Genomic DNA, 19,909 nt, shown 5'->3' on the forward strand with positions numbered 1-19,909 from the left:
CAGCGGGCGGGGAAGGGGAAAGCCCTCTCCTAGCCCGGCATCTCCTCCAGTCTTTTCAGGATACGGTCTCTGAAAATCTGTCTTCCCGTCTCCCTGAGCTCAAGGATGGTCACGGCCTCGGAATCCTTATAGCGAAGGATGTCCAGCGCCCAGAGGCTCTCATAGACCGGCTCGAAGCTCAATCGGAAAGCGGAGTCCGACAGGAGATAACGCTTCAGGATATCCTCTCTCCCCTCCCTCTTATAGCGGGCGGCCAGAACATTCCGAAGCTGCGTGTCGCACCAGCTCCTGGTCTTATCCCTCGGCTCCCGCTTTCCGAGCACATCAATCGCATCCATCAAGCGAAAGCGCGGTCTGTTCTCCTCCTGAATCCCGAGCTCCTTTCCCGCGCTATCTGTAATGAGGAGCGGGACTTCTTTATTCAGCAATGCCTTTACATCCATTCTCTTCCCATCCTTTCTTCCGACCTCAAAAATGCGGCCTTCCGCGGAGGCAGTATTTGATCGGGCCCGCGCCCATGATCCGCCTTCCCGCACGTGCAGCTCCCGGCGCAGTATTCTTATCCTTCCGCATGCTTAGTATAGCATATTTTCCCCGTTATATAGAAGCTTTCCCGCCGCTTCCGCCTCACTTCAGCGCACTCTTTTGGCCTATGCTCCCTCCCGCTTCCCTCGTCCGCGCTCTTTGATCTATAAGTCCTTCCCGCTTCACCTCATCTCCGCCTTTTGCTCCATCGGCTTTTCCCAAAGGATCGTCGTTCCGGCAAGTCCCTCCAGCGCTTTTAACGCATTTTCTCTCTGACAGATAATTGCTCTCCTCCCCTCCCCGGATTCTGTGAATTCGATCGCGGCCTCCACCTTCGGCCCCATGGATCCCTCTTCGAATTCTCCGGCGGAGAGGAAGCGGCGGGCCGTCGCACTGTCCAGGCGGCGAAGCCCTTCCTCCTTCTCCGTACCGTAATGGAGAAAGAGCTCCGGCACTCCGGTGGAGAAAAGGAGAAGCTCCGCGTCCAGCTCTCTCGCAAGGAGCGAGGCCGCAAGATCCTTCTCTATAAGGGCCGCCGCGCCCCGGAGTCCCGCTCCCTGCGGCATGACGGGGATGCCGCCTCCCCCGGCCGAAATGACGATCTGTCCCGCGTCGAGAAGTGCCCTCACCGCATCGAGCTCGATGATCTCCCGGGGCTTCGGGGAGGGAACGAGCCTCTGGAAGGAGCCGTCCGGGAGCGCCCTGACCTCATTGCCTCTCTCCTCCTCTTCCTCTGCCTCTTCCCGGGAAAGCCGCTTTCCGACCAGCTTTCCCGGGTGATAGAAGCTTTCGTCGTAGGGATCGACCCTCGTCTGCGTGAGAACGGTGCAGACAGGCCTCGCGGATCCCCTCCTCCGAAGCTCCGCGCGAAGGGCATTTTGAATATCATAGCCGATGAAGCCCTGACTCATCGCGGAGCAGACGGAGAGCGGCGTAGGGCAATAGCGCTCCGGATCACTGCGCCGAAGCTCCTTCATCGCCGTATGGATGAGTCCAAGCTGCGGGGAATTTGAGAATACAACCGCAAGCGCATATCCTCTTCCGGAGAGCTCCGCGAGCATCTTCGCGCTCTCCCGCACTTTGAGAAGCTGTTCCGGCAGCGTACCCCCGAGATCCCTGTGTCCGAGCGCGACAACGATTCTTTTTCTGTCCATCTCTCCTCCTCAGAATGAAGCGATATCCACAAGGCTCAGCTCTTCGATTCTACTCTCCAGAGCCTCTGCCAGCGCCCGGGCGGTATCGATCGCCGTCAGAACATAGACCCCCGTCTCCACAGCATTTCTCCGGATCTCGAAGCCGTCCCGGGATGCCCCGGCCCCATCTCCCGGGGTGTCAATGATGAGATCGAGCTCGTGACCGAGCACAAGGTCCAGAATATTCGGGGATTCCTGCTCCAGCTTCCGGACCATATGGCAGTCGATCCCCCCTTTTCTCAGAGCCTTCCAGCTTCCCCTTGTCGCGAAGATGCGGTAGCCCAGAGCGGCGAAGCGCCCTGCGATCGGGAGGATCTCTTCCTTATCCTCATCCCGCACTGTGATCACCATATTTTTATGCTTCGGGAGCTGGACCCCCGCCCCGCGGAAGGCCTTGTACAGGGCCTCATGGAAGTCTTTCGCGATGCCGAGACACTCCCCGGTCGACTTCATCTCCGGTCCGAGCGCGATATCCGCCCCCCGCAGCTTCTCAAAGGAAAAGACCGGCATCTTGACCGCGTAATAGCCTGTCTCCGGGAAAAGCCCCGGCCTATATCCCTGCTCGTGCAGACTGTGCCCGCAGAGAATCCGCGCCGCGATCGAGACGATCGGGATCCCCGTGACCTTGGAGAGGTAGGGAACCGTCCTGGAGGAGCGGGGATTCACCTCTATGACGTAGATCTCGTCCTCTCTCGCGATGAACTGAATATTGATGAGCCCCCGCACGCAAAGAGCCCTGGCAAGCTTTTCCGTCGCCTCCAGGAGACGCTTCCTCGCGAGAGGGCGGAGGCCGCGGGGCGGATAGACGGAGATGGAATCCCCGGAGTGGATTCCGCTCCGCTCGATGTGCTCCATGATGCCCGGGATCAGGATCTCGCTCCCGTCATAGACCGCGTCCACCTCAAGCTCCTTCCCCCGTACGTATTTATCTATGAGGATCGGATGCTCCTTCGCGCTTTCATCGATGGCGAGGATATATTCCTCAAGGTCAGAGTCGGAGATCGCGATCCGCATCCCCTGCCCTCCCAGGACATAGGAGGGGCGTACCAGAACGGGATAGCCGAGCTCGGAAGCGGCATGCTTTGCCTCCTCCATCGTGCGGACGCTCCTCCCCTCCGGGCGCCGGATCCCGTTTTTCTCGAGGATCTCATCGAAGAGCTCGCGGTCCTCGGCCCGGTCCACATCCTCCGGAGAGGTCCCGAGTATGGAGACTCCCATCTCCCTCAGAGCGCCCGTCAGAGAAATCGCGGTCTGCCCGCCGAACTGGACGACCGCGGCGTCCGGCTTCTCCAGCTCTACGATGTTTCGGAGATCTTCGGGGCAGAGCGGTTCAAAGTAGAGTCTGTCCGAGATATCGAAATCCGTGGAGACGGTTTCCGGATTATTGTTTACGATGATGGTCTCCCAGCCCTCCCCGGAGAACGCGAAGCTGCAATGGACAGAGCAATAGTCGAACTCAATCCCCTGCCCGATCCGTATGGGACCGGAGCCGAGGATCAGGACCTTTTTCTTCCCCGCCTGCTCCCGGCCCTCCCGCCCCGCTTCATCCTGTGAGCCGTAGACAGAATAGTAGTACGGCGTCTTCGCCGAAAACTCGGCGGCGCAGGTATCCACCATCTGAAAGGAGGCCAGGATCCCAAGCTTCCTCCGCATCTCAAGGATCTCTCCCTCACTCTTCCCGCAAAGCTCCGCGATCACGCTGTCCGGAAAGCCCAGACGCTTGGCCTCTAGGAGAAGCTCCCCCGAGAGCTCCTCCCCGAGAAGTCTCCCCTCCATCTCTGTGAGTCTCCTGAGCTTTCCGAGGAACCATAGATCGATCCCCGTGAGTTCATGGATCCTCTCAAGCTTCATGCCCCGGCGGATCGCCTCCGCGCAGACGAAGATCCTCCTCTCATCGACTCTCAAAAGGAGCTCCCCGAGCTCATACTCATCCAGCGCGCTGTAGTCATGGGAGCGAAGGCCCGAAAGATGCTGCTCCAGGGAGCGGATCGCCTTCATAAGCCCCGCCTCAAAGCACTGTGCGATCGCCATGACCTCTCCCGTCGCCTTCATCTGGGTCCCGAGAAGATGCTCCGCCGTCCGGAACTTGTCGAAGGGGAGTCTCGGCATCTTTACGACGCAGTAGTCCAGGGCCGGCTCAAAGGAGGCGTAGCCCACTCCCGTGACCTCATTTCTGATCTCATCCAGCGTGTAGCCAAGCGCGAGCTTCGCCGATACCCTCGCGATGGGATAGCCCGTCGCCTTCGAGGCGAGCGCAGAGGAACGGGAGACGCGGGGATTGACCTCAATCACAAAGTAGCGAAAGCTCTCCGGATCCAGGGCGAACTGGACATTGCAGCCGCCCGTGATTCCAAGCTCCGTGACGATGCGGAGGGCGGAGCTCCTCAAAAGCTGGTATTCCCGGTCCGAGAGGGTCTGAGAGGGGGCGCAGACGATGGAATCCCCGGTGTGCACGCCGACCGGGTCGAGATTCTCCATATTGCAGATGCTGACCGCGTTTCCCGCACTGTCCCGCATGAGCTCGTACTCGATCTCCTTCCAGCCCGCAATGCTCTGCTCCACCAAAACCTCATGGACTCTGGAGAGGCGGAGACCGTTTTCCAGGATCTCCCTGCACTGCTCCCTCTCCTGCGCGATGCCTCCCCCGGAGCCCCCCAGAGTATAGGCCGGGCGGAGGACGACGGGGTAGCCGATCTCCTCTGCCGCAAGGAGCCCCTCCGAGACGGAGCGGACGATTCTTGAGGGGGCGACCGGCTCCCCGATCCTCTCCATCGTCTCCTTAAAGAGCAGCCTGTCCTCCGCCTTTCGGATCGTGAGCTCTGTCGTGCCGATCAGGCGGACGGAATGACTCTCGAGGAAGCCGGACTCCGACAGGGCGACCGCGAGATTCAGTCCGGCCTGTCCCCCGAGAGTCGGAAGGATGGAATCTGGTCTCTCCCTCTCGATGAGCTTCTCCACGACCTCCGTGCACAGCGGCTCGATATAGACATGGTCCGCGATCTCACGGTCTGTCATGATTGTCGCGGGATTCGAGTTCAGCAAAACGACCTCCACTCCCTCCTCCCGGAGCGAGCGGCAGGCCTGCGTGCCGGCGTAATCAAATTCCGCCGCCTGGCCGATCACGATCGGACCCGATCCGATGACAAGAACCTTCCGGATGCTTTTATCTCTCATGCCCTGCCTCCATCATATCCATAAAGCGGTCAAAAAGAAAAGCGGAATCTCCGGGCCCCGGGCACGCCTCCGGATGAAACTGAACGCTCAGAATCCTCTTTCTCAGGTAGCGGAAGCCCTCATTGCTCCCGTCGTTCACATTCCGAAAAAGCTCTGCAGCGATCTCCGGATTCATGCTCTTGGCGTCCACCGCATAGCCATGGTTCTGCGAGCTGATATAGACTCTCCCGCTCTCAATATCCTTTACGGGCTGATTGCCTCCACGGTGCCCGTACTTCAGCCGGTAGGTCTTCGCCCCGACAGCCAGCGCCATGAGCTGATGGCCTAGGCAGATGGCAAAAATCGGGATCTCCGACTCATAGAGCCTTCGGACCTCCCCGATCAGCTCCCGTTCCTCCGCGGGATCTCCCGGGCCGTTCGAGAGAAGGATGCCGTCCGGCGCGAAGCGAAGGATGCTTTCCGCACGGGTCGCGGGCGGGTAGAGCGTCACATGGCAGCCTCGTTTTTGAAGGGAGCGGATCATGTTCTGCTTCGCCCCGAAGTCAAACAGCGCGACACGGAAGCGGGGTCTCTCCGCTGTCCACATTCCCCCGTCCCCGGAGGGCGGATACTCGGAGATCTCCTTCCTCCCCGCTCTCCTTACCGCATCCCTCACCCGATAGTCCCGGATCCTTCGAAGAAGCGCCTCCCGCTCCTCTCCTTCATAGTGCCTCCCGCTGATGAGTCCGTTCATCGTCCCGTGCTCCCGGAGCTGCTTTATAACAGCCCTCGTGTCCAGCCCGCTGATCCCCGGAATATCATATCGGATGAGGAAGTCGCGGAGATTTCCCTCAGAGCGCCAGTTGCTCTCAAGCTCCGCGAGCTCCCGGACGAGGAGGGCGGAGAGGAGAGGTCTTTCGGACTCCATATCCTCCCGGCAGACTCCGTAGTTCCCGATCAGAGGATAGCTCAGCACCACGGCCTGCCCTGTGTAGCTTGGGTCTGTCACAAGCTCAAGATAACCGCTCATCGAGGTGTTGAACACGATCTCCGATATGAGCTCCTTCTCCGGCCCGATAAAGCATCCGTGAAACTCCGCGCCGTTCTCCAGTAAAAGATAGGCGTCCATTGGACCTCCCTCCCAAATCTTAAAGCTCCCGCCCCGCACGGGGAAGGGGCCTGATACCAATTCTGCTTCTCCGCCGCTCTTCCTTTTGCTCTTCCTGCCGCTTATCCTGCCGCTTATCCTGCCACTTTGTCCTTTCGCTTTGTCCTTTCGCTTTGTCCTTTCGCCGGAGCAGGCGGCGATAAAGCATAGCTCTTCCAAAAGAGCGGCTCCTCCATTAGCAAAAACGCCCCGGCGGAGCCCCGCATCTTCGCGGAGCCCCGGCGGAGCGTCTCCTTCACCTCTTCCACTCGCCGCTGAAAACCTCCTCGGCCGGACCCGTCATATAGTAATGCCCGTCGGAACGCTCATAGCGGATCGTAAGATCTCCCCCGAGAAGGTGCAGCCTCACCTCATCAGAGAGCTTTCCGGACAGGATCCCCGCGGCGACGGCTGCCGTCGCGCCGGTCCCGCAGGCGAACGTCTCCCCGGAGCCTCTTTCATAGACCCGGAAATTCAGCTCCGAGGGACTCAGCACCTCAATGAACTCGGAATTTACCCGCTCCGGAAATCTCTCATGCCGCTCGAAGGCCTCCCCGAGGCGGGAGAGATCGAGAGCAGAAAACCCCCGCTCTTTGAGCGCGGGATTGTCCTCCAGGAAGTAAACCGCGTGGGGATTTCCGACATCGATCCCGATAAAGGAAAGCGGCAGACCGGAGACCGTGATCCTCTCCGGAAGCTCGCTTGTGAGCCTGGCCTCCCCCATGTCAACCGTCACCTCCTTCACCTTCCCGTCCTCAAGGAGAAGAGAAAGCTTCCGGATCCCGGATTTCGTATCGATCAGAACCTCCCTCCTCTCCTTCGGGATGAGGCCGTGCTCATAGAGATACTTCGCGGTGCAGCGAATGCCGTTTCCGCACATATTCCCCTCGGAACCGTCCTGATTGAACATATGCATATAGGCGTCAGCCCTCCCGCTTCTTTCGATCAGAATGAGCCCGTCTCCCCCGACTCCGAAGTGCCGGTCGGAAATCTCTCTGGCGAGCTCCTCCGGCCGCTCCACCCTCTCCGAAAAGCAGTCGACATAGATGTAATCATTGCCGCAGCCCTGCATCTTCGTAAATCTCATCTAAAGCTTCCTCCTTCCCGGGATCAGCCAATCTCCCCTTACGAGAGACATTTCTCTTCTTCGATGCCTCCGTCTCATCGGCAGCTGCCCGAATTTGCCGCCCTGACGCTTTGCCGATCCATAAGAAGGCCGTCTGCCGCCCCGGCGTTTAAGGACTCGGCTTCGCCCGGGAGGCTTCAGCTGACCTCTCTTCGAGAGGCACTTCTCTTTGAGAAGTGGTCAGGTACGCTCCGAGTCTGCCTGATGGCAGACTTCTACGCTTATGCGCCGCTGGATGCGGCAGTCGGAGCGAGAGCGTCCTGCGTTGGATCGACAAAGCGGAAGAAATGGCGGCAAAGCCGAGAAGACTCTTAGAAGTGAAGCGAATCGATATTTCGAAATTCTCCCTGCTCGACGCCGACGAAGAAGACCTGATCCCGAAGCGCGTTTCTCTCCTTATCGAAGCGAATCTCTCCGCTTAAGCCATGATAGTCGATATGGGAGAGCGCGCTTCTGAGCTTCTCCGGCTCTGTGCTCCCTGCCTTTTCCGCTGCATCGCAGAAGAGCATATAGCTGTCATAGGCGAGGATCGCAGTATCCGTCACGGTATCGGAAAGGCCCTTTCCCCTCAGGTACTCCCGGTAGCCGCGGATCGTTTCCCTCCGCCCGGACTCTGTCTCTAAACTCCCGGAGCCGGACTCCGCCTCTGTCTCGGATTTCCCGGAGCCGACCTCCGCTTCCGCCTCGGACTTCCCGGAACCGGCCTCTGCCTCTGTCTCGGAAGCAGTCCCGGATGCCGAGCTCCCGGCCTCTAGCTCCGTTTCCCTCTCCCCGGACTCATCCTGTCCCTTCGTTTCGTTTCCCTCTCCGCCTTCCTCTGTCCCCTCCTCCTTCTCGTTTTCCTCCGGAAGGGGGCAGCTCAGAGAAAAGAAACAGTCCTCCGCCGCTCCCTCCCCGTCCTTAAGAAGGGAGGGGAGCTCCCAGGACGGCCCCGCCGCGATCGGGGCACTGAGTGAGAGAGAGGATGCGGCCTTTAAGATGCTTATCCCCGCTTTTCCGGAGGAGGGCGCATAAACGAAGTCCGGATTCTGATCCTGCAGGGAGCCTAAGAGCTTCTTCAGCTCCTCTCCGTCCTCCGTGATCTCCCCCTCTCCGAAGGAGCTTTCCGCCGCGATTTTTCCTCCGAGCTCCAGGAAAGCACCCCGGAAGCATTCCGAAAGCGCGGCGGCGTCCGGATCGTCCTCCTGAAAGAGGATTGCGGCGTTTCGGCAGCCCTTCCGATAGGCCTCATTGGCCATGGCCGTACCCTGCAGGAGGGAGGAGGCCGCGATCCGGAAAAGCCAGGGATCTTCCCTCGTCAGATAGGAGCAGACGGAGCTTCCGTTTATCATCGGAATCTTCTGCTCCGAGAGCGCCGAGCGAAGGAGAAGCGTCTCCTCCGTCCGGAAGCAGCCGAGACAGGCCGCCGGTCTCTTCTCTTTTTCAAGGATTTCCTGCAGTGCCGCCGGATCGTTGGGATCTTTCTCCAAAAGCTCCAGCTCGTACTCCTCCCCGCCCAGCTTCAATGTCCCCCGGGAGAGCTTCGCATAGCGAATCGCTTCCAGCGCCTGCTGCCCTCCCTCAGAGCGGGGATCCTCGAAGACCAAAAGCCGAAGGCTCTTCCTTCCGCCGCTTCCCGACGCTCTCTTACAGGAGGAAAGGAAGAGGGAGGAGAGGAGGAAGAGAAGGAAGAGGGAAAAGCCCGCTCTGCCTTTTTGCCGCACATTCCGCTCCCTATCCGCTCTCATCCGCTTCTCCTCCCGCTTTTCCCGCGCTCTCTCCGCCGAAACTCTTTTTTTCTCCGAAGGAAATACCCGGGGCGCCTTCCTCCGCCCGGCGGGCAGAGGAACCCTCTCCTCTTCGCTTCTCTTCCTTTCTTCTTGCCACGAGATTTCGAAACTCTTCCTCTGACAGCTTGAGCTCGGAAAGCCTCTGCCTTCTCCGCTCCTTCATCCGCTTGGAAAGCTTCCTGTCATCGTGAATTCCCTTCGCCGTGACCGCCGCCCCTCCTCCAAAGAGAAGGACGAGCGCCCCGATCAGGACGGAAAATCCGCTGATTGTCACGACGGCAACCGCGGCCTTTGTGCTGCTGGGCGCATTTTCGAAGAGAAGTCGGATGGAGGGCTCCTTTTCGATGAAATACTCCCCGACGAGATGCTGCTCCAGAACGTATTGGATTCTCGCGACGGCCTTCTCCGGGGCGTTCTTTGGCATATTGTACTGCAGCTGCCAACTCATCCCCTCCTGGGATGCTCCCCCCGGAAGAGAGACCAGCTGCTCCCCTTCGATATGTAGGTCACTGTCCCTGCAGTTCTCATCGACGATCGTATCCTTAAGAAGCTTCTCCCTGACTGCGGAGCGGTCGAAGATCCCCTCCGCGAGCGGCTGGTTCTCCGTCTGCCCGAAGCCAAGGTCAAAGAGTGCACGGGTATCACTGTAGTGATACGGCGTCTTGTCTCCGAGCACGACCGCGATCAGACGACGCTTTCCCGACTGCGCCAGCGTTAAGAGAGTATTTCCCGCGTCCTTGGTAAAGCCCGTCTTTCCCGCCACCACTCTCTCATCATAATAGGGGGAGTTTTGCAGGAGCATCTTGTGCTCCATATAGATTGTGATCCCCTCCGGATTCCTGCGGCAGCCCTTCAGGGTATAGCTCTTCTCCTTCTCGATGTCCAGAAAGCGCTTATCCCGAAACGCCGCCTGCCCGATCAGGGCCATGTCATGCGCCGTCGTGTAGTGATCCTCCGAGAACAGCCCGGATGGATTGGAAAAATGCGTGCCGCTGCAGCCGAGCGCCGCGGCCTCCTCATTCATCATCTCCGCGAATTTCTCACGGGAGCCCGCCACATGCTCCGCGAGGGCATTCGCCGCCTCATTCGCAGACTTTAGGAGAAGGGCATGGAGGCAGTCGGAGACCGTCAGCACATCTCCCTCATCGATCTGCGCGTTGGAGGAGCCGTAGTCCACATTGTAGACCGCGTCGTGGGAGAAACTGACCTGATCCTCGAGATTTGCGTGCTTCAGCACGACGAGGGCCGTCATGACCTTGGTGATGCTAGCGGGGTACATCCGCTGCTCTCCGTTCTTCTCAAAGAGCACCGCCCCCGTATCCGCATCCATCAAAGCGGCAGAGACCGCCGTGAGATCGGCGGAGGGCCAGCTGAGCTCCGCATAGGAGGACAGGAGAAAGCAGGGCCCCCAGAGCTCCAGAAGGAGACAGAAGAGGAGGGCCGCTATGCGTTTTCCGATCCGCCGGATTCTCATAATTCCGCTGCCTAGCCGATCAGCCGAAGTCCGAGGAGGACAGCGGCGAGCCAGAAAAGGAGGAGAAGCACAGAGATAAGAGCGGCGATCCGGATGGGAAGAAGGTTTCCCCTTCTCCGGGAAAGCGCCGGGAGGAAAAGTCCCAGGCATTCCAGAGCGAAAAGAATCGCCGAAAGCCCCAGTGCTCCGAGAAAGAGCGGCCCCTCTCCCCTCCTCCCCGCGGCGAAAAGCACGGAAATGACTGTGAGCAGAAAGGAAACCGCCATAGAGGCGAGTGCAAGCCATGTACCGGCCGCAAGCTTCTTTCGGATATAATTGTAGCGCCGTCCCTCCGTAAAAACCTCCTTATCTTTCGCCTCTCCCGAGAAAGGAAAGGGCCTTCCCTATCCTTCTATCCCCATCTAGGCCCGATCCTCCCGGGATGTCCACAGTCTCCGAAGCTCCCGCAGTCTCTGTACCAGCTGAAAGAGCAGATAACCGAGAAAGGCCCCGAAGCTGTTCAGAATCAGATCGTCCACATCACAGCTCCCCGCCCGGAGCAAAAGCTGCGCGGCCTCGATCGAGAAGGAGAGCAGATAGGCGGAGATCACAGTATTGTACCAGTGCCTCCGGCACCTCCTGGAGAAAATCGGCAGGATAAATCCAAGCGGCAGAAAGCCGAGGATATTCCCCCAGAGATTCAAAAGCACACCGAAAAAGCCGATCTGCTTCCCGTGAAGAAAATAGCGCCGGATCTCCCGAAAGGGCACCAGATTATAGGTATAATCCGGCTTTACCAGCACCCCCCTCTCCTGCATCTCCGAAAAAAACATGAGGTAGAACAGAAGGCTCAGATAAAGGACAAAGAGCAGAAGTCCGAGCCAGCGATTTCTCGTCATCCGCTTCTCCCGCATCTTCCCTCCTCTCTTTTCCCTCTCTTCCTCGCTTTCTCCTCTCAGAAGGTGATCTCTCTCCTTCTCTTAAGGAGCAGCGCTCCGTTTATGATAGACAGCACGCCGCAGGCCGCTCCCAAAATCAAAAGCACAATCCCCACGATGATGGAGACCATGCCCGTGTAGCTCATCGTCTTATAGACCTTCTCCATAGTAGCTTCCTCCTTGTATGAGCTAATATACGTTCTCTGCCGCTGTCCTGCCCTTCCCTTCCGGCCTTCTGAGTCAAATCCCTGTCAGCAGCGGGATTGCTCCTTCTTTCTGAGCTTTTCGCCAAGGTCGAAGCAGCAGATCCTGTCCGTCACGATATAGTTTTCGCTCCGGTAGAGGGAGAGCGCCGGAAGATTCCGGGAATCCGCCTGGAGCAGGATCCTCCGGTAGGGCCCGGCCTTATACTGCTCTGCCTTCTTTAAGAGCGCTCTCCCGTGCCCCTGCCTGAGATAGGAATCATATACCAGGAGTCCGTAGAGGTAAAGCGTGTCCTTGCTGTAGGGCGTAAAGTGGAGCTCTCCGAAGCGGTCCGAAAGGCTGTCCCCCGGATCCGAGATCCCCCGGGGAAGAAGCTTCTCCAGGAAGAGCTCATCCTTCTTCCGCTCCGCCCCGATCGAGAGGAGGCAGTGCCTTGTGTGCTCCGGGATCTCCCCCGCCTCCTCCCTCCCCGCCGCGCATTTTACGAGGAAGCGGTAAGAGAAGGATCGGAAATCATCCCGAAGGCTGTTTAAGCAAAGGCGGAACAGCCCCTGTCTCCGGATCCCGTGGTGCGTAAAGGCGGAGACAGCGAGCCTCTCTCCCTCCTCCGCGTCTCCGCCCAGGCGGTAGGCGGAGAGGAAGGAAAGGAGCTCTCCGGAGACAGCAGTCTCCGACGCTTCCTCATTTCGGATGAGATAATAGAAGTCCCCCTCCGTCTCCGCGGAGGGATCATAATTCGTGCCGTCCGTCTCGTTGCAAAGCGCGATCAGCTCCCGCACTGCCCGGCTCTCCCGCTCCGAAAGCTCCAGCTTCAGCACTGCCTCCATGGGCAAACTCCCCTCTCCTTCCTTCTCCGAAAATCCCGCTTTCCTTACTTTTTCAGGCGGATCCTGTTAAGATGCCAGATGTCTTTGACATATTCCTCGATCGTGCGGTCGGAGGAGAACTTTCCGGCGTTCGCCGTGTTCAGCATCGCCGCCCTCGCCCACCATTTCTCATCCTGATAATGCTTCACAGCCTCCTCCTGCGCCTTTGCATAGGCGTAGAAGTCCTTTAAGATGAAGTAGCGGTCCGGGCGGTCGGATTCGTTGGTATTCAGAAGCGAGTCATAGAGCGGCCGGAAGAGCTCCGGGTCCTCCGGGCTGTAGAAGCCGTTCACAAGCTGCATCAGAACCCTGCGGATCTCCTGATCGTTATTGAAGATATCCATGGGGCGGTAGTCTCCGGAGTGCTCGAGCGCGATGACCTCATCGGAGCTCATCCCGAAGATGAAGGCATTCTCCTCTCCGACCTCCTTCACGATCTCCACATTTGCCCCGTCCATCGTCCCGAGCGTCAGCGCCCCGTTCAGCATGAGCTTCATATTGGAGGTGCCGGAGGCCTCCTTCGAGGCGGTGGAAATCTGCTCCGAGATATCCGCCGCTGGGATGATGATCTCCGCGTTCGAGACTCTGTAGTCCTCGATGAAGACGATCTTGATCTTCCCGTTGATGGAGTGGTCGTTGTTGATGACCTCCGCGACATTGTTGATCAGCTTGATCGTGAGCTTTGCGGTGCGGTAGCCCGCCGCCGCCTTCGCGCCGAAGATATAGCTGTGCGGATAGAACTCCATATCCGGATGATCCTTCAGCTGATTATAGACATACATGATGTGGAGGATATTCATGAGCTGCCGCTTGTACTCATGGAGACGCTTCACCATGACATCGAAGATGGAGTCAACATTCAGCTCGATGCCGTTATGCTCCAGGACATAGGCCGCGAGACGCTCCTTATTCCGGCGCTTGATCGCCATGAACTCCGCCTGCGCCCTCTCATCATCCACATAGACGGAAAGCTTCTTCAGCTTCGGAAGATCCGTGAGCCAGCCGTCCCCGATCTTGTCCGTGACCCAGTCCGCAAGCTCGGGATTGGCGTGCAGAAGCCACCTCCTCTGCGTGATCCCGTTTGTCTTATTCGAAAAACGCTCCGGATACATCTCGTAGAAGTCCTTGAGCTCCTGCTTCTCGAGGATTTCCGTGTGGAGCTTCGCGACGCCGTTCACCGCATGGCTTCCGACGATGGCGAGATGCGCCATCCTCACCTGCCCGTCGTAGACCACCGCCATCTTCGCGGTCTTTTCGTCCGCTTCCTCCGGATACTTCAGCTTCACCAGCTCACAGAAGCGGCGGTTGATCTCCTCGACGATCTGATAAATCCTCGGAAGAAGCTTTGAGAAGAGCTCGATCGGCCACTTTTCCAGGGCCTCCGCCATGATCGTATGGTTCGTATAGGCGCAGCTCTTCACGGTGATCTCCCAGGCCTCGTCCCAGTTCAGCCCGTAATCATCCATTAAGATCCTCATGAGCTCCGCCACCGCGACCGTGGGATGCGTATCATTCATCTGGAAGGCGACCTTCTCGTAGAGACGGTGCACATCGCCCTCGTGCCTCTTTGCGTAGTCCGCCACCGCGGTCTGGACGGAGGCACTGATGAAGAAATACTGCTGGCGGAGCCGAAGCTCCTTCCCCGCGTAATGGTTGTCATTCGGGTAGAGGACCTCCGCGATGTTCCTCGCCATGTTCTCGGACTCCACCGCCTTTTGATAGTTCCCCTTGTCGAACTCCTCCAGGTGGAAGATATCCTTCGCCTGGGCATCCCAGACCCGGAGCGTGTCTACGATATGATTGTTGTAGCCGACGACCGGAGTATCGTAGGGGATGGCCAGAACGGACTGGTAGCCCCTTTGGATAAAGTGAAGCCTGCCGTCCTCCTGAACGGTCTCCACCCAGCCGCCGAAGCGGACCTCCTTCTGGAGCTCCGAGCGGCGGATCTCGAAGGGATTTCCGTCCCTAAGCCAGTCATCCGGGGCCTCCCTCTGGAAGCCGTCCACGATCTGCTGCTTGAAAAAACCGTACTTATAGCGGATGCCGCAGCCGCAGGCCCAGTATCCGAGACTCGCCAGGGAATCCAGGAAGCAGGCCGCAAGGCGCCCCAGTCCTCCGTTTCCAAGCGCCCAGTCCGGCTCACTGTCCTCCAGCGCGTTCAGCTTCAGCCCAAGCTCCGAGATGGCATCCCGGATTCCGTCGTGGGCAGAGAGATTCAGGATATTGTTTCCGAGCGCTCTCCCCATCAGAAATTCCATGGAAAGATAATAGAGCCTCTTCTGATCCTCCTTCTCCGCCGCCTTCTGCGTGCAGATCCAGTCATCAATGATGAGATTCTGCACCGCAGCCGCTACGGCATGGCAGGCCTCCTTCTCACTCAGATCCTTGAGCTCTCTCCGAAAGAGCTTTCGGGCATTCCCCTGAATCTCCTTTTTAAATGCTGCCTTATCAAACTTTGTCATCTCTCCTCCTCTCTATCCCTGGACCTTTTTTACCGCGAGGCGAAGCCTCTCGCCGTTGATATCCCATTCCCTCTCATATCTGCCGTCGGAAGGGGGCAGTTCTCCTCGATCGGCGCTGTCTTCTCTCAGAAGCTCAAGGCGGTCTGCGAGTACGACGGGACGGATCTCCGCCTCTCTCCTTCTAAGAACCGCAGAGAGCTTCTCATTCCCCCCCGCAAAGAGCTCGATATGGTCCATGACCTCGAAGCCCGCCTCCTTCCGCATGGTCTGGATCTTTGAGATGAGCTCCCGTACAAAGCCCTCCTCCAGAAGCTCCGGCGTGAGATTCGTATCGAGAACGACCGTATATCCGCTCCCCTCCTCCGTCACGAAGCCGTCCCGCTCCGAGACCTCGATGAGGAGATCCTCTCTTTCCAGGCTCAGCTCCTTTCCGTTTGGAAGAGAGAGGCTGAGCGCCCCCTTTCTCTCCAGCTGCTCCATCGCATCCCGGCTGTCCAAAGAGGCGAGGCAGCTTCTGATCCCGCCAAGCTCCTTCCCGTACTTCGGCCCCACGGTCTTAAGCTGCGGCTTAAAGCTGTAGGAGGCAAAGTCCGAGAGATCCCCCCGGAAGGAAAGGCTCTTCACATTGAGCTCCTCCCGGACGATATCCGAAAAATAGCCGGAGAGCTCCCGCCCCGCCTTCACATACATCGCACTGAGCGGCTGGCGGTTCTTCACACCGGCCTTCTCTCTCGCGGCTCTCCCGAGTCCCACGATCGAGAGGACCTCGTTCATGTTCTCCTCCAGACCAGCGTCAATCCAGTCCTCCCTCGCGCTCGGATAGGAGGAGAGGTGGACAGAGGACGGCGCGCTCTCATCGATGGAAGAGACGAGATTTCGATAGATCGACTCCGTGATGAAGGGGACCATCGGCGCGGCGAGCTTGGATACCGTCACGAGCGCCGTATAGAGGGTCTCATAGGCATTGATCTTGTCCTGCTCCAGGCCCTTCGCCCAGAAGCGCTCCCTTGATCTACGGACATACCAGTTCGACATATCCTCGACGAAGCTCTGAAGGGCGGAGGCGGCCTCCGGAATCCGGAACTCGGAGAGCCTCTGATCCACCGCGAGGACCGTGGAATTCAGCCTGCTCAGAAGCCAGCGGTCCATCACCCCGAGTCCCTCATAGTCCAGAGAAAAGCTCTTTGGGTCGAAGTGGTCGATATTGGCATAGAGCACGAAAAAGGCATAGCTGTTCCAGAGGGTGGAGAGGAACTTCCTCTGTCCCTCGACGACAGCCTTATCGTGGAAGCGGTTCGGAAGCCAGGGCGCGGAGTTCGTGTAGAAGAACCAGCGGATCGCGTCCGCCCCATGGCAGCGGAGAGCCTCCATCGGGTCCACCGCATTTCCCTTCGACTTCGACATCTTCTGCCCGTTCTCATCCTGAACATGGCCGAGAACCAGGACATTTTCATAGGGCGCCCGGTCGAAGAGGATCGTGGACTCCGCAAGGAGGGAGTAGAACCATCCCCTCGTCTGATCCACCGCCTCACAGATGAACTGCGCCGGAAACTGAGAGGAGAAGAGCTCCTTGTTCTCAAAGGGGTAGTGGTGCTGCGCATAGGGCATCGCGCCGGAATCAAACCAGCAGTCAATGACCTCCGGCACCCTTTTCATCCTCCCGCCGCAGTGCGGGCAGCTGCACTCGATCTGATCCACATAGGGCTTATGGAGCTCGATGTGCTCATAGCCCACATAGTCCGAGGAATAGCCCTTCTCCCCCTTCGCCTTGAGCTCCGAGAGAAGCTCCCGATAATTCGTGCTCTTTTCCATGAGCTCCCGGATCGATCCGACCGCGTCCTGATGGCCGCAGGATTCGCACTGCCAGATATTTAAGGGTGTGCCCCAGTAGCGGTCCCGGGAGATTCCCCAGTCCTGGACATTTTCGATCCAGTCCCCGAATCTCCCCTTCCCGATGGACTCCGGATACCAGTGCACAGTGCTGTTGTTTTGGACCAGCTTTTCCTTCACCGCCGTCATGCGGATGAACCAGGATTCCCTCGCGTAATAGATGAGCGGCGTCCCGCATCTCCAGCAGTGTGGATAGCTGTGCGTGAACTTCGGCGCGGAAAAGAGAAGCTCCCTCTCAGAGAGATCCTTCAGGACAGCGGGGTCCGCGCTGACGGCCCCGTTTTTGATCTCCTCCTCCGTCGGCTTGGCCCGCATGCCGGAAAACGGGGTCTCCTCCGTCATTCTTCCCTTCTCATCCAAAAACTTGATGAGCGGAAGATCATTCTCCCGCCCGATTCTCGCATCATCCTCACCGAAAGCGGGGGCGATATGGACGATGCCGGTTCCGTCCTCCGCGCTGACATAGCGGTCCGCGACGATAAAGTGCGCCTTCTTCCTCTGCTTCTCCGCTGCGTCGGCGGCGCAGGAATAGAGCGGCTCATAGTCTGTGCCGACGAGCTCCTCCCCTCGGAAGCTTTCCACGATCTCATAGGCGGGATTTCCGTCACTTGCGAGAGGCCCGAGGACCTGATCGAGGAGCTCACTCGCAAGCACATAGTAATAGCCGTCCGCCGCCTTTACCTTACTGTACTCGAGCTCCGGATGGACGCAGAGCGCGGCATTGGAGGGAAGCGTCCAGGGAGTCGTCGTCCAAGCGAGGAAGTAAAAGTCCCCCTCCTTTGCCTTGAAGCGGACAATGGCGGAGCGCTCTGTCAGCTCCCGATAGCCCTGGGCGACCTCATGGGAGGAGAGCGGCGTCCCGCAGCGGGGGCAGTAGGGAACGACCTTAAAGCCCTTATAGAGGAGCTTCTTCTTCCAGATCTCCTTTAAGGCCCACCACTCGGATTCAATGAAGTCATCGTGGTAGGTCACATAGGGGTGGTCCATATCCGCCCAGAAGCCGACCTTATAGGAAAAGTCCTCCCACATGCCCTTGTACTTCCAGACGTTCTCCTTGCAAAGGTCGATGAAGGGGGCCACGCCGTAGCTCTCGATCTGCTCCTTCCCGTTGATGCCGATCTTCTTCTCGACCTCCAGCTCCACCGGGAGGCCGTGGGTATCCCAGCCGGCCTTTCTCGGAACCATCCTTCCCTTCATCGCATGGTAGCGCGGAATCATATCCTTAAAGGCACGGGTCTCCACATGTCCGATGTGGGGCTTTCCGTTCGCCGTGGGCGGTCCGTCATAGAAGACATAGGAGGGATCCCCCTCGTGTTCCGCGATGGACTTTTCGAAAATCCCCTCGGCCTTCCAGAACTCCTCGACCTCTTTCTCCCTCTCCACAAAGTTCATGTTGGTATCAACTTTTTTAAACATATTGCCGCTCTTCCTCTCTGTCCTCTCCCCCCGGCGCCGGGATCGCCTTTGACGTCCGGACCATTATATCGACGGATCCCCCATAAATCAAGCCGGGCAAAAGACGCGGCGCCTCCGGAATCCGCTCAAAGAGGCCCCCGAGTCCTCTCACGGAAAGTCCTGCGCTCTGCGCTGTCCCTTCGCAAAGAGGCTTCTCTCCGAAAGCCTGCGCTTTGCTATCTTCCTTCGCAGGGGATTCCCCGCGGCTACCTTCCTTCCCCGCGAACGCGCTTCGCCTCCCCGGTCCGCCCTCCGATCAGCCTGTCCGTACTCTATTCAGCCCTGTCCGTACTCCGTCAGAAGCCTCCTCCTGCACTCCCAGAGTTTGTCGGAGAGATCGACATAGACCTCGTGCGGATTCCGAAGCCTCCTGCTCTCATCCCAGAGTGTCTCCTGCTCTTTCCGGCAGATCTCCCGGATCTCCATGACGGAGGGACTCTCATAGACGAGCTTTCCCTCCTGGAAAATCGGGATCAGAAGCTCCCTCAGCCGATAGCTCCCCCCTCGAAAGCAGGTCTTCTTCCAGGTATCCTGCGGATCAAAGACCATGAGATCCCTCTCCGGATCCGGGTGCTCCTCCGCGAGCGTAAGATAATCGCAGAGGATCTTCCCGCTCTTCTTATCGTAGATTCTGTGGATCTGCTTGTCCCCGGGGTTCGTGATCTTCTCCGTGTTCTCGGAGAGCTTGATCTTCGGAATCCATTTCCCATCCTCTCCGCGAACCGCCGCGAGCTTATAGACTCCTCCGAAGCTCGGCTGTGTCTCCGAGGTGATGAGATTGGTGCCGACCCCCCAGGAATTGATAGTCGCACCCTGCATCTTCAAAGAGCTGATCAGATCTTCATTGAGATCATTCGAGGCGGAGATGACGGCATTGGTATAGCCCGCCTCATCCAGCATCCTCTTTGCCCTCTTGGAAAGATAGGCGAGATCTCCGGAATCCATGCGGATCCCGTAGCGGCCGAGGGAAATCCCCTCCTCCCTCATCCTGTCGAAGGTCCGGATCGCGTTCGGGATTCCGCTCTTTAAGGTATCGTAGGTGTCCACGAGGAGGATGCAGTTGTCCGGATAGATGCGGGCATAGGCCAGAAAGGCCTCGAGCTCCGAATCAAAGGACATGACCCAGGAGTGGGCGTGGGTCCCCAGAACCGGGACGGAGAAATCCCTTCCCGCCATGACATTCGAGCTTCCGCTGCATCCCCCGATCATCGCGGCCCTCGCACCGTAGAGACCGGCGTCCGGCCCCTGGGCCCTCCGAAGGCCAAACTCCATGACGCTGTCCCCCTTCGCCGCATAGACGACGCGGCAGGCCTTCGTCGCGATCAGAGACTGGTGATTGATGATATTCAAGATCGCGGTCTCCACAAGCTGTGCCTGGATCACCGGTGCGATGACCTTGACCAGCGGTTCCCTGGGAAAGACCACGGTCCCCTCCGGAACCGCATAGATGGAGCCCGTGAAGTGAAAACCCCGGAGGTAGTCGATGAAGCCCTCATCGAAGACCCCAAGAGAGCGGAGATAATCGATATCATCCTCATTAAAATGCAGATTCCGGATGTATTCTATGAGCTGGGCAAGGCCGCAGCAAATCGCAAAGCCGTTCCCCATGGGGTTCTTTCGATAGAACATATCGAAGATAACCTCTTCCTCCGTCTTATGACAAAGGTAATAGCCCTGCATCATGGTAAGCTCATAGAAATCCGTCAGTAAGGTGAGATCTCGTGCCAT

General features: G+C 58.5%; 14 protein-coding genes. All 14 read right to left on the reverse strand.

Annotation, left to right across the window (positions count from 1 at the left end):
* Window positions 1-29 precede the first annotated feature (29 nt).
* Window positions 30-443, reverse strand: a complete 414-nt coding sequence (locus GCWU000341_RS08720; protein ID WP_009215569.1) for a hypothetical protein — start codon at window positions 441-443, stop codon at window positions 30-32.
* Window positions 444-707: 264 nt separating this feature from the next.
* Window positions 708-1,679: a carbamate kinase gene (gene arcC, locus GCWU000341_RS08725; RefSeq protein ID WP_009215570.1), complete on the reverse strand. Its 972-nt coding sequence runs from the start codon at window positions 1,677-1,679 to the stop codon at window positions 708-710.
* A gap of 9 nt (window positions 1,680-1,688) precedes the next feature.
* A complete protein-coding gene (gene carB, locus GCWU000341_RS08730; protein ID WP_009215571.1) occupies window positions 1,689-4,892 on the reverse strand; it encodes a carbamoyl-phosphate synthase large subunit in 3,204 nt (1,067 codons plus the stop codon).
* The gene (locus GCWU000341_RS08735) at window positions 4,882-6,000 is read right to left on the reverse strand and encodes a carbamoyl phosphate synthase small subunit (protein ID WP_040653943.1); all 1,119 of its coding nucleotides are present in this window, start codon (window positions 5,998-6,000) and stop codon (window positions 4,882-4,884) included. Before GCWU000341_RS08735 ends, carB begins: the two co-directional genes overlap by 11 nt.
* A 274-nt stretch (window positions 6,001-6,274) precedes the next feature.
* Window positions 6,275-7,105 (reverse strand): diaminopimelate epimerase, encoded by an 831-nt coding sequence (gene dapF, locus GCWU000341_RS08740; protein WP_009215573.1) that lies wholly within the window; start codon window positions 7,103-7,105, stop codon window positions 6,275-6,277.
* A 350-nt stretch (window positions 7,106-7,455) separates the two neighbouring features.
* On the reverse strand, window positions 7,456-8,871 hold the full coding sequence (locus GCWU000341_RS08745) for an ABC transporter substrate-binding protein (protein WP_009215575.1): 1,416 nt from the start codon (window positions 8,869-8,871) through the stop codon (window positions 7,456-7,458).
* The gene (locus GCWU000341_RS08750; protein ID WP_009215576.1) at window positions 8,858-10,387 is read right to left on the reverse strand and encodes a D-alanyl-D-alanine carboxypeptidase family protein; all 1,530 of its coding nucleotides are present in this window, start codon (window positions 10,385-10,387) and stop codon (window positions 8,858-8,860) included. The genes GCWU000341_RS08745 and GCWU000341_RS08750 overlap by 14 nt, the downstream gene beginning before the upstream one ends.
* A gap of 11 nt (window positions 10,388-10,398) precedes the next feature.
* The gene (locus tag GCWU000341_RS08755) at window positions 10,399-10,653 is read right to left on the reverse strand and encodes a hypothetical protein (RefSeq protein WP_009215577.1); all 255 of its coding nucleotides are present in this window, start codon (window positions 10,651-10,653) and stop codon (window positions 10,399-10,401) included.
* Window positions 10,654-10,788: 135 nt separating this feature from the next.
* On the reverse strand, window positions 10,789-11,280 hold the full coding sequence (locus tag GCWU000341_RS08760; RefSeq protein WP_009215578.1) for a VanZ family protein: 492 nt from the start codon (window positions 11,278-11,280) through the stop codon (window positions 10,789-10,791).
* Between the two features lie 41 nt (window positions 11,281-11,321).
* Window positions 11,322-11,471 (reverse strand): hypothetical protein, encoded by a 150-nt coding sequence (locus tag GCWU000341_RS13775; RefSeq protein WP_009215579.1) that lies wholly within the window; start codon window positions 11,469-11,471, stop codon window positions 11,322-11,324.
* An 84-nt stretch (window positions 11,472-11,555) separates the two neighbouring features.
* On the reverse strand, window positions 11,556-12,335 hold the full coding sequence (locus GCWU000341_RS08770; RefSeq protein ID WP_009215580.1) for a GNAT family N-acetyltransferase: 780 nt from the start codon (window positions 12,333-12,335) through the stop codon (window positions 11,556-11,558).
* A 44-nt stretch (window positions 12,336-12,379) separates the two neighbouring features.
* Window positions 12,380-14,836, reverse strand: a complete 2,457-nt coding sequence (locus tag GCWU000341_RS08775; protein ID WP_009215581.1) for a glycogen/starch/alpha-glucan phosphorylase — start codon at window positions 14,834-14,836, stop codon at window positions 12,380-12,382.
* Between the two features lie 12 nt (window positions 14,837-14,848).
* Window positions 14,849-18,142 (reverse strand): isoleucine--tRNA ligase, encoded by a 3,294-nt coding sequence (ileS, locus tag GCWU000341_RS08780; RefSeq protein WP_009215582.1) that lies wholly within the window; start codon window positions 18,140-18,142, stop codon window positions 14,849-14,851.
* A 315-nt stretch (window positions 18,143-18,457) separates the two neighbouring features.
* Window positions 18,458-19,909 carry a nicotinate phosphoribosyltransferase gene (locus GCWU000341_RS08785; RefSeq protein ID WP_009215584.1) on the reverse strand — a complete coding sequence of 484 codons (1,452 nt, stop codon included), beginning with the start codon at window positions 19,907-19,909 and terminating at the stop codon, window positions 18,458-18,460.

The organism is Oribacterium sp. oral taxon 078 str. F0262, assembly GCF_000160135.1.
GTDB lineage: Bacteria > Bacillota > Clostridia > Lachnospirales > Lachnospiraceae > Oribacterium.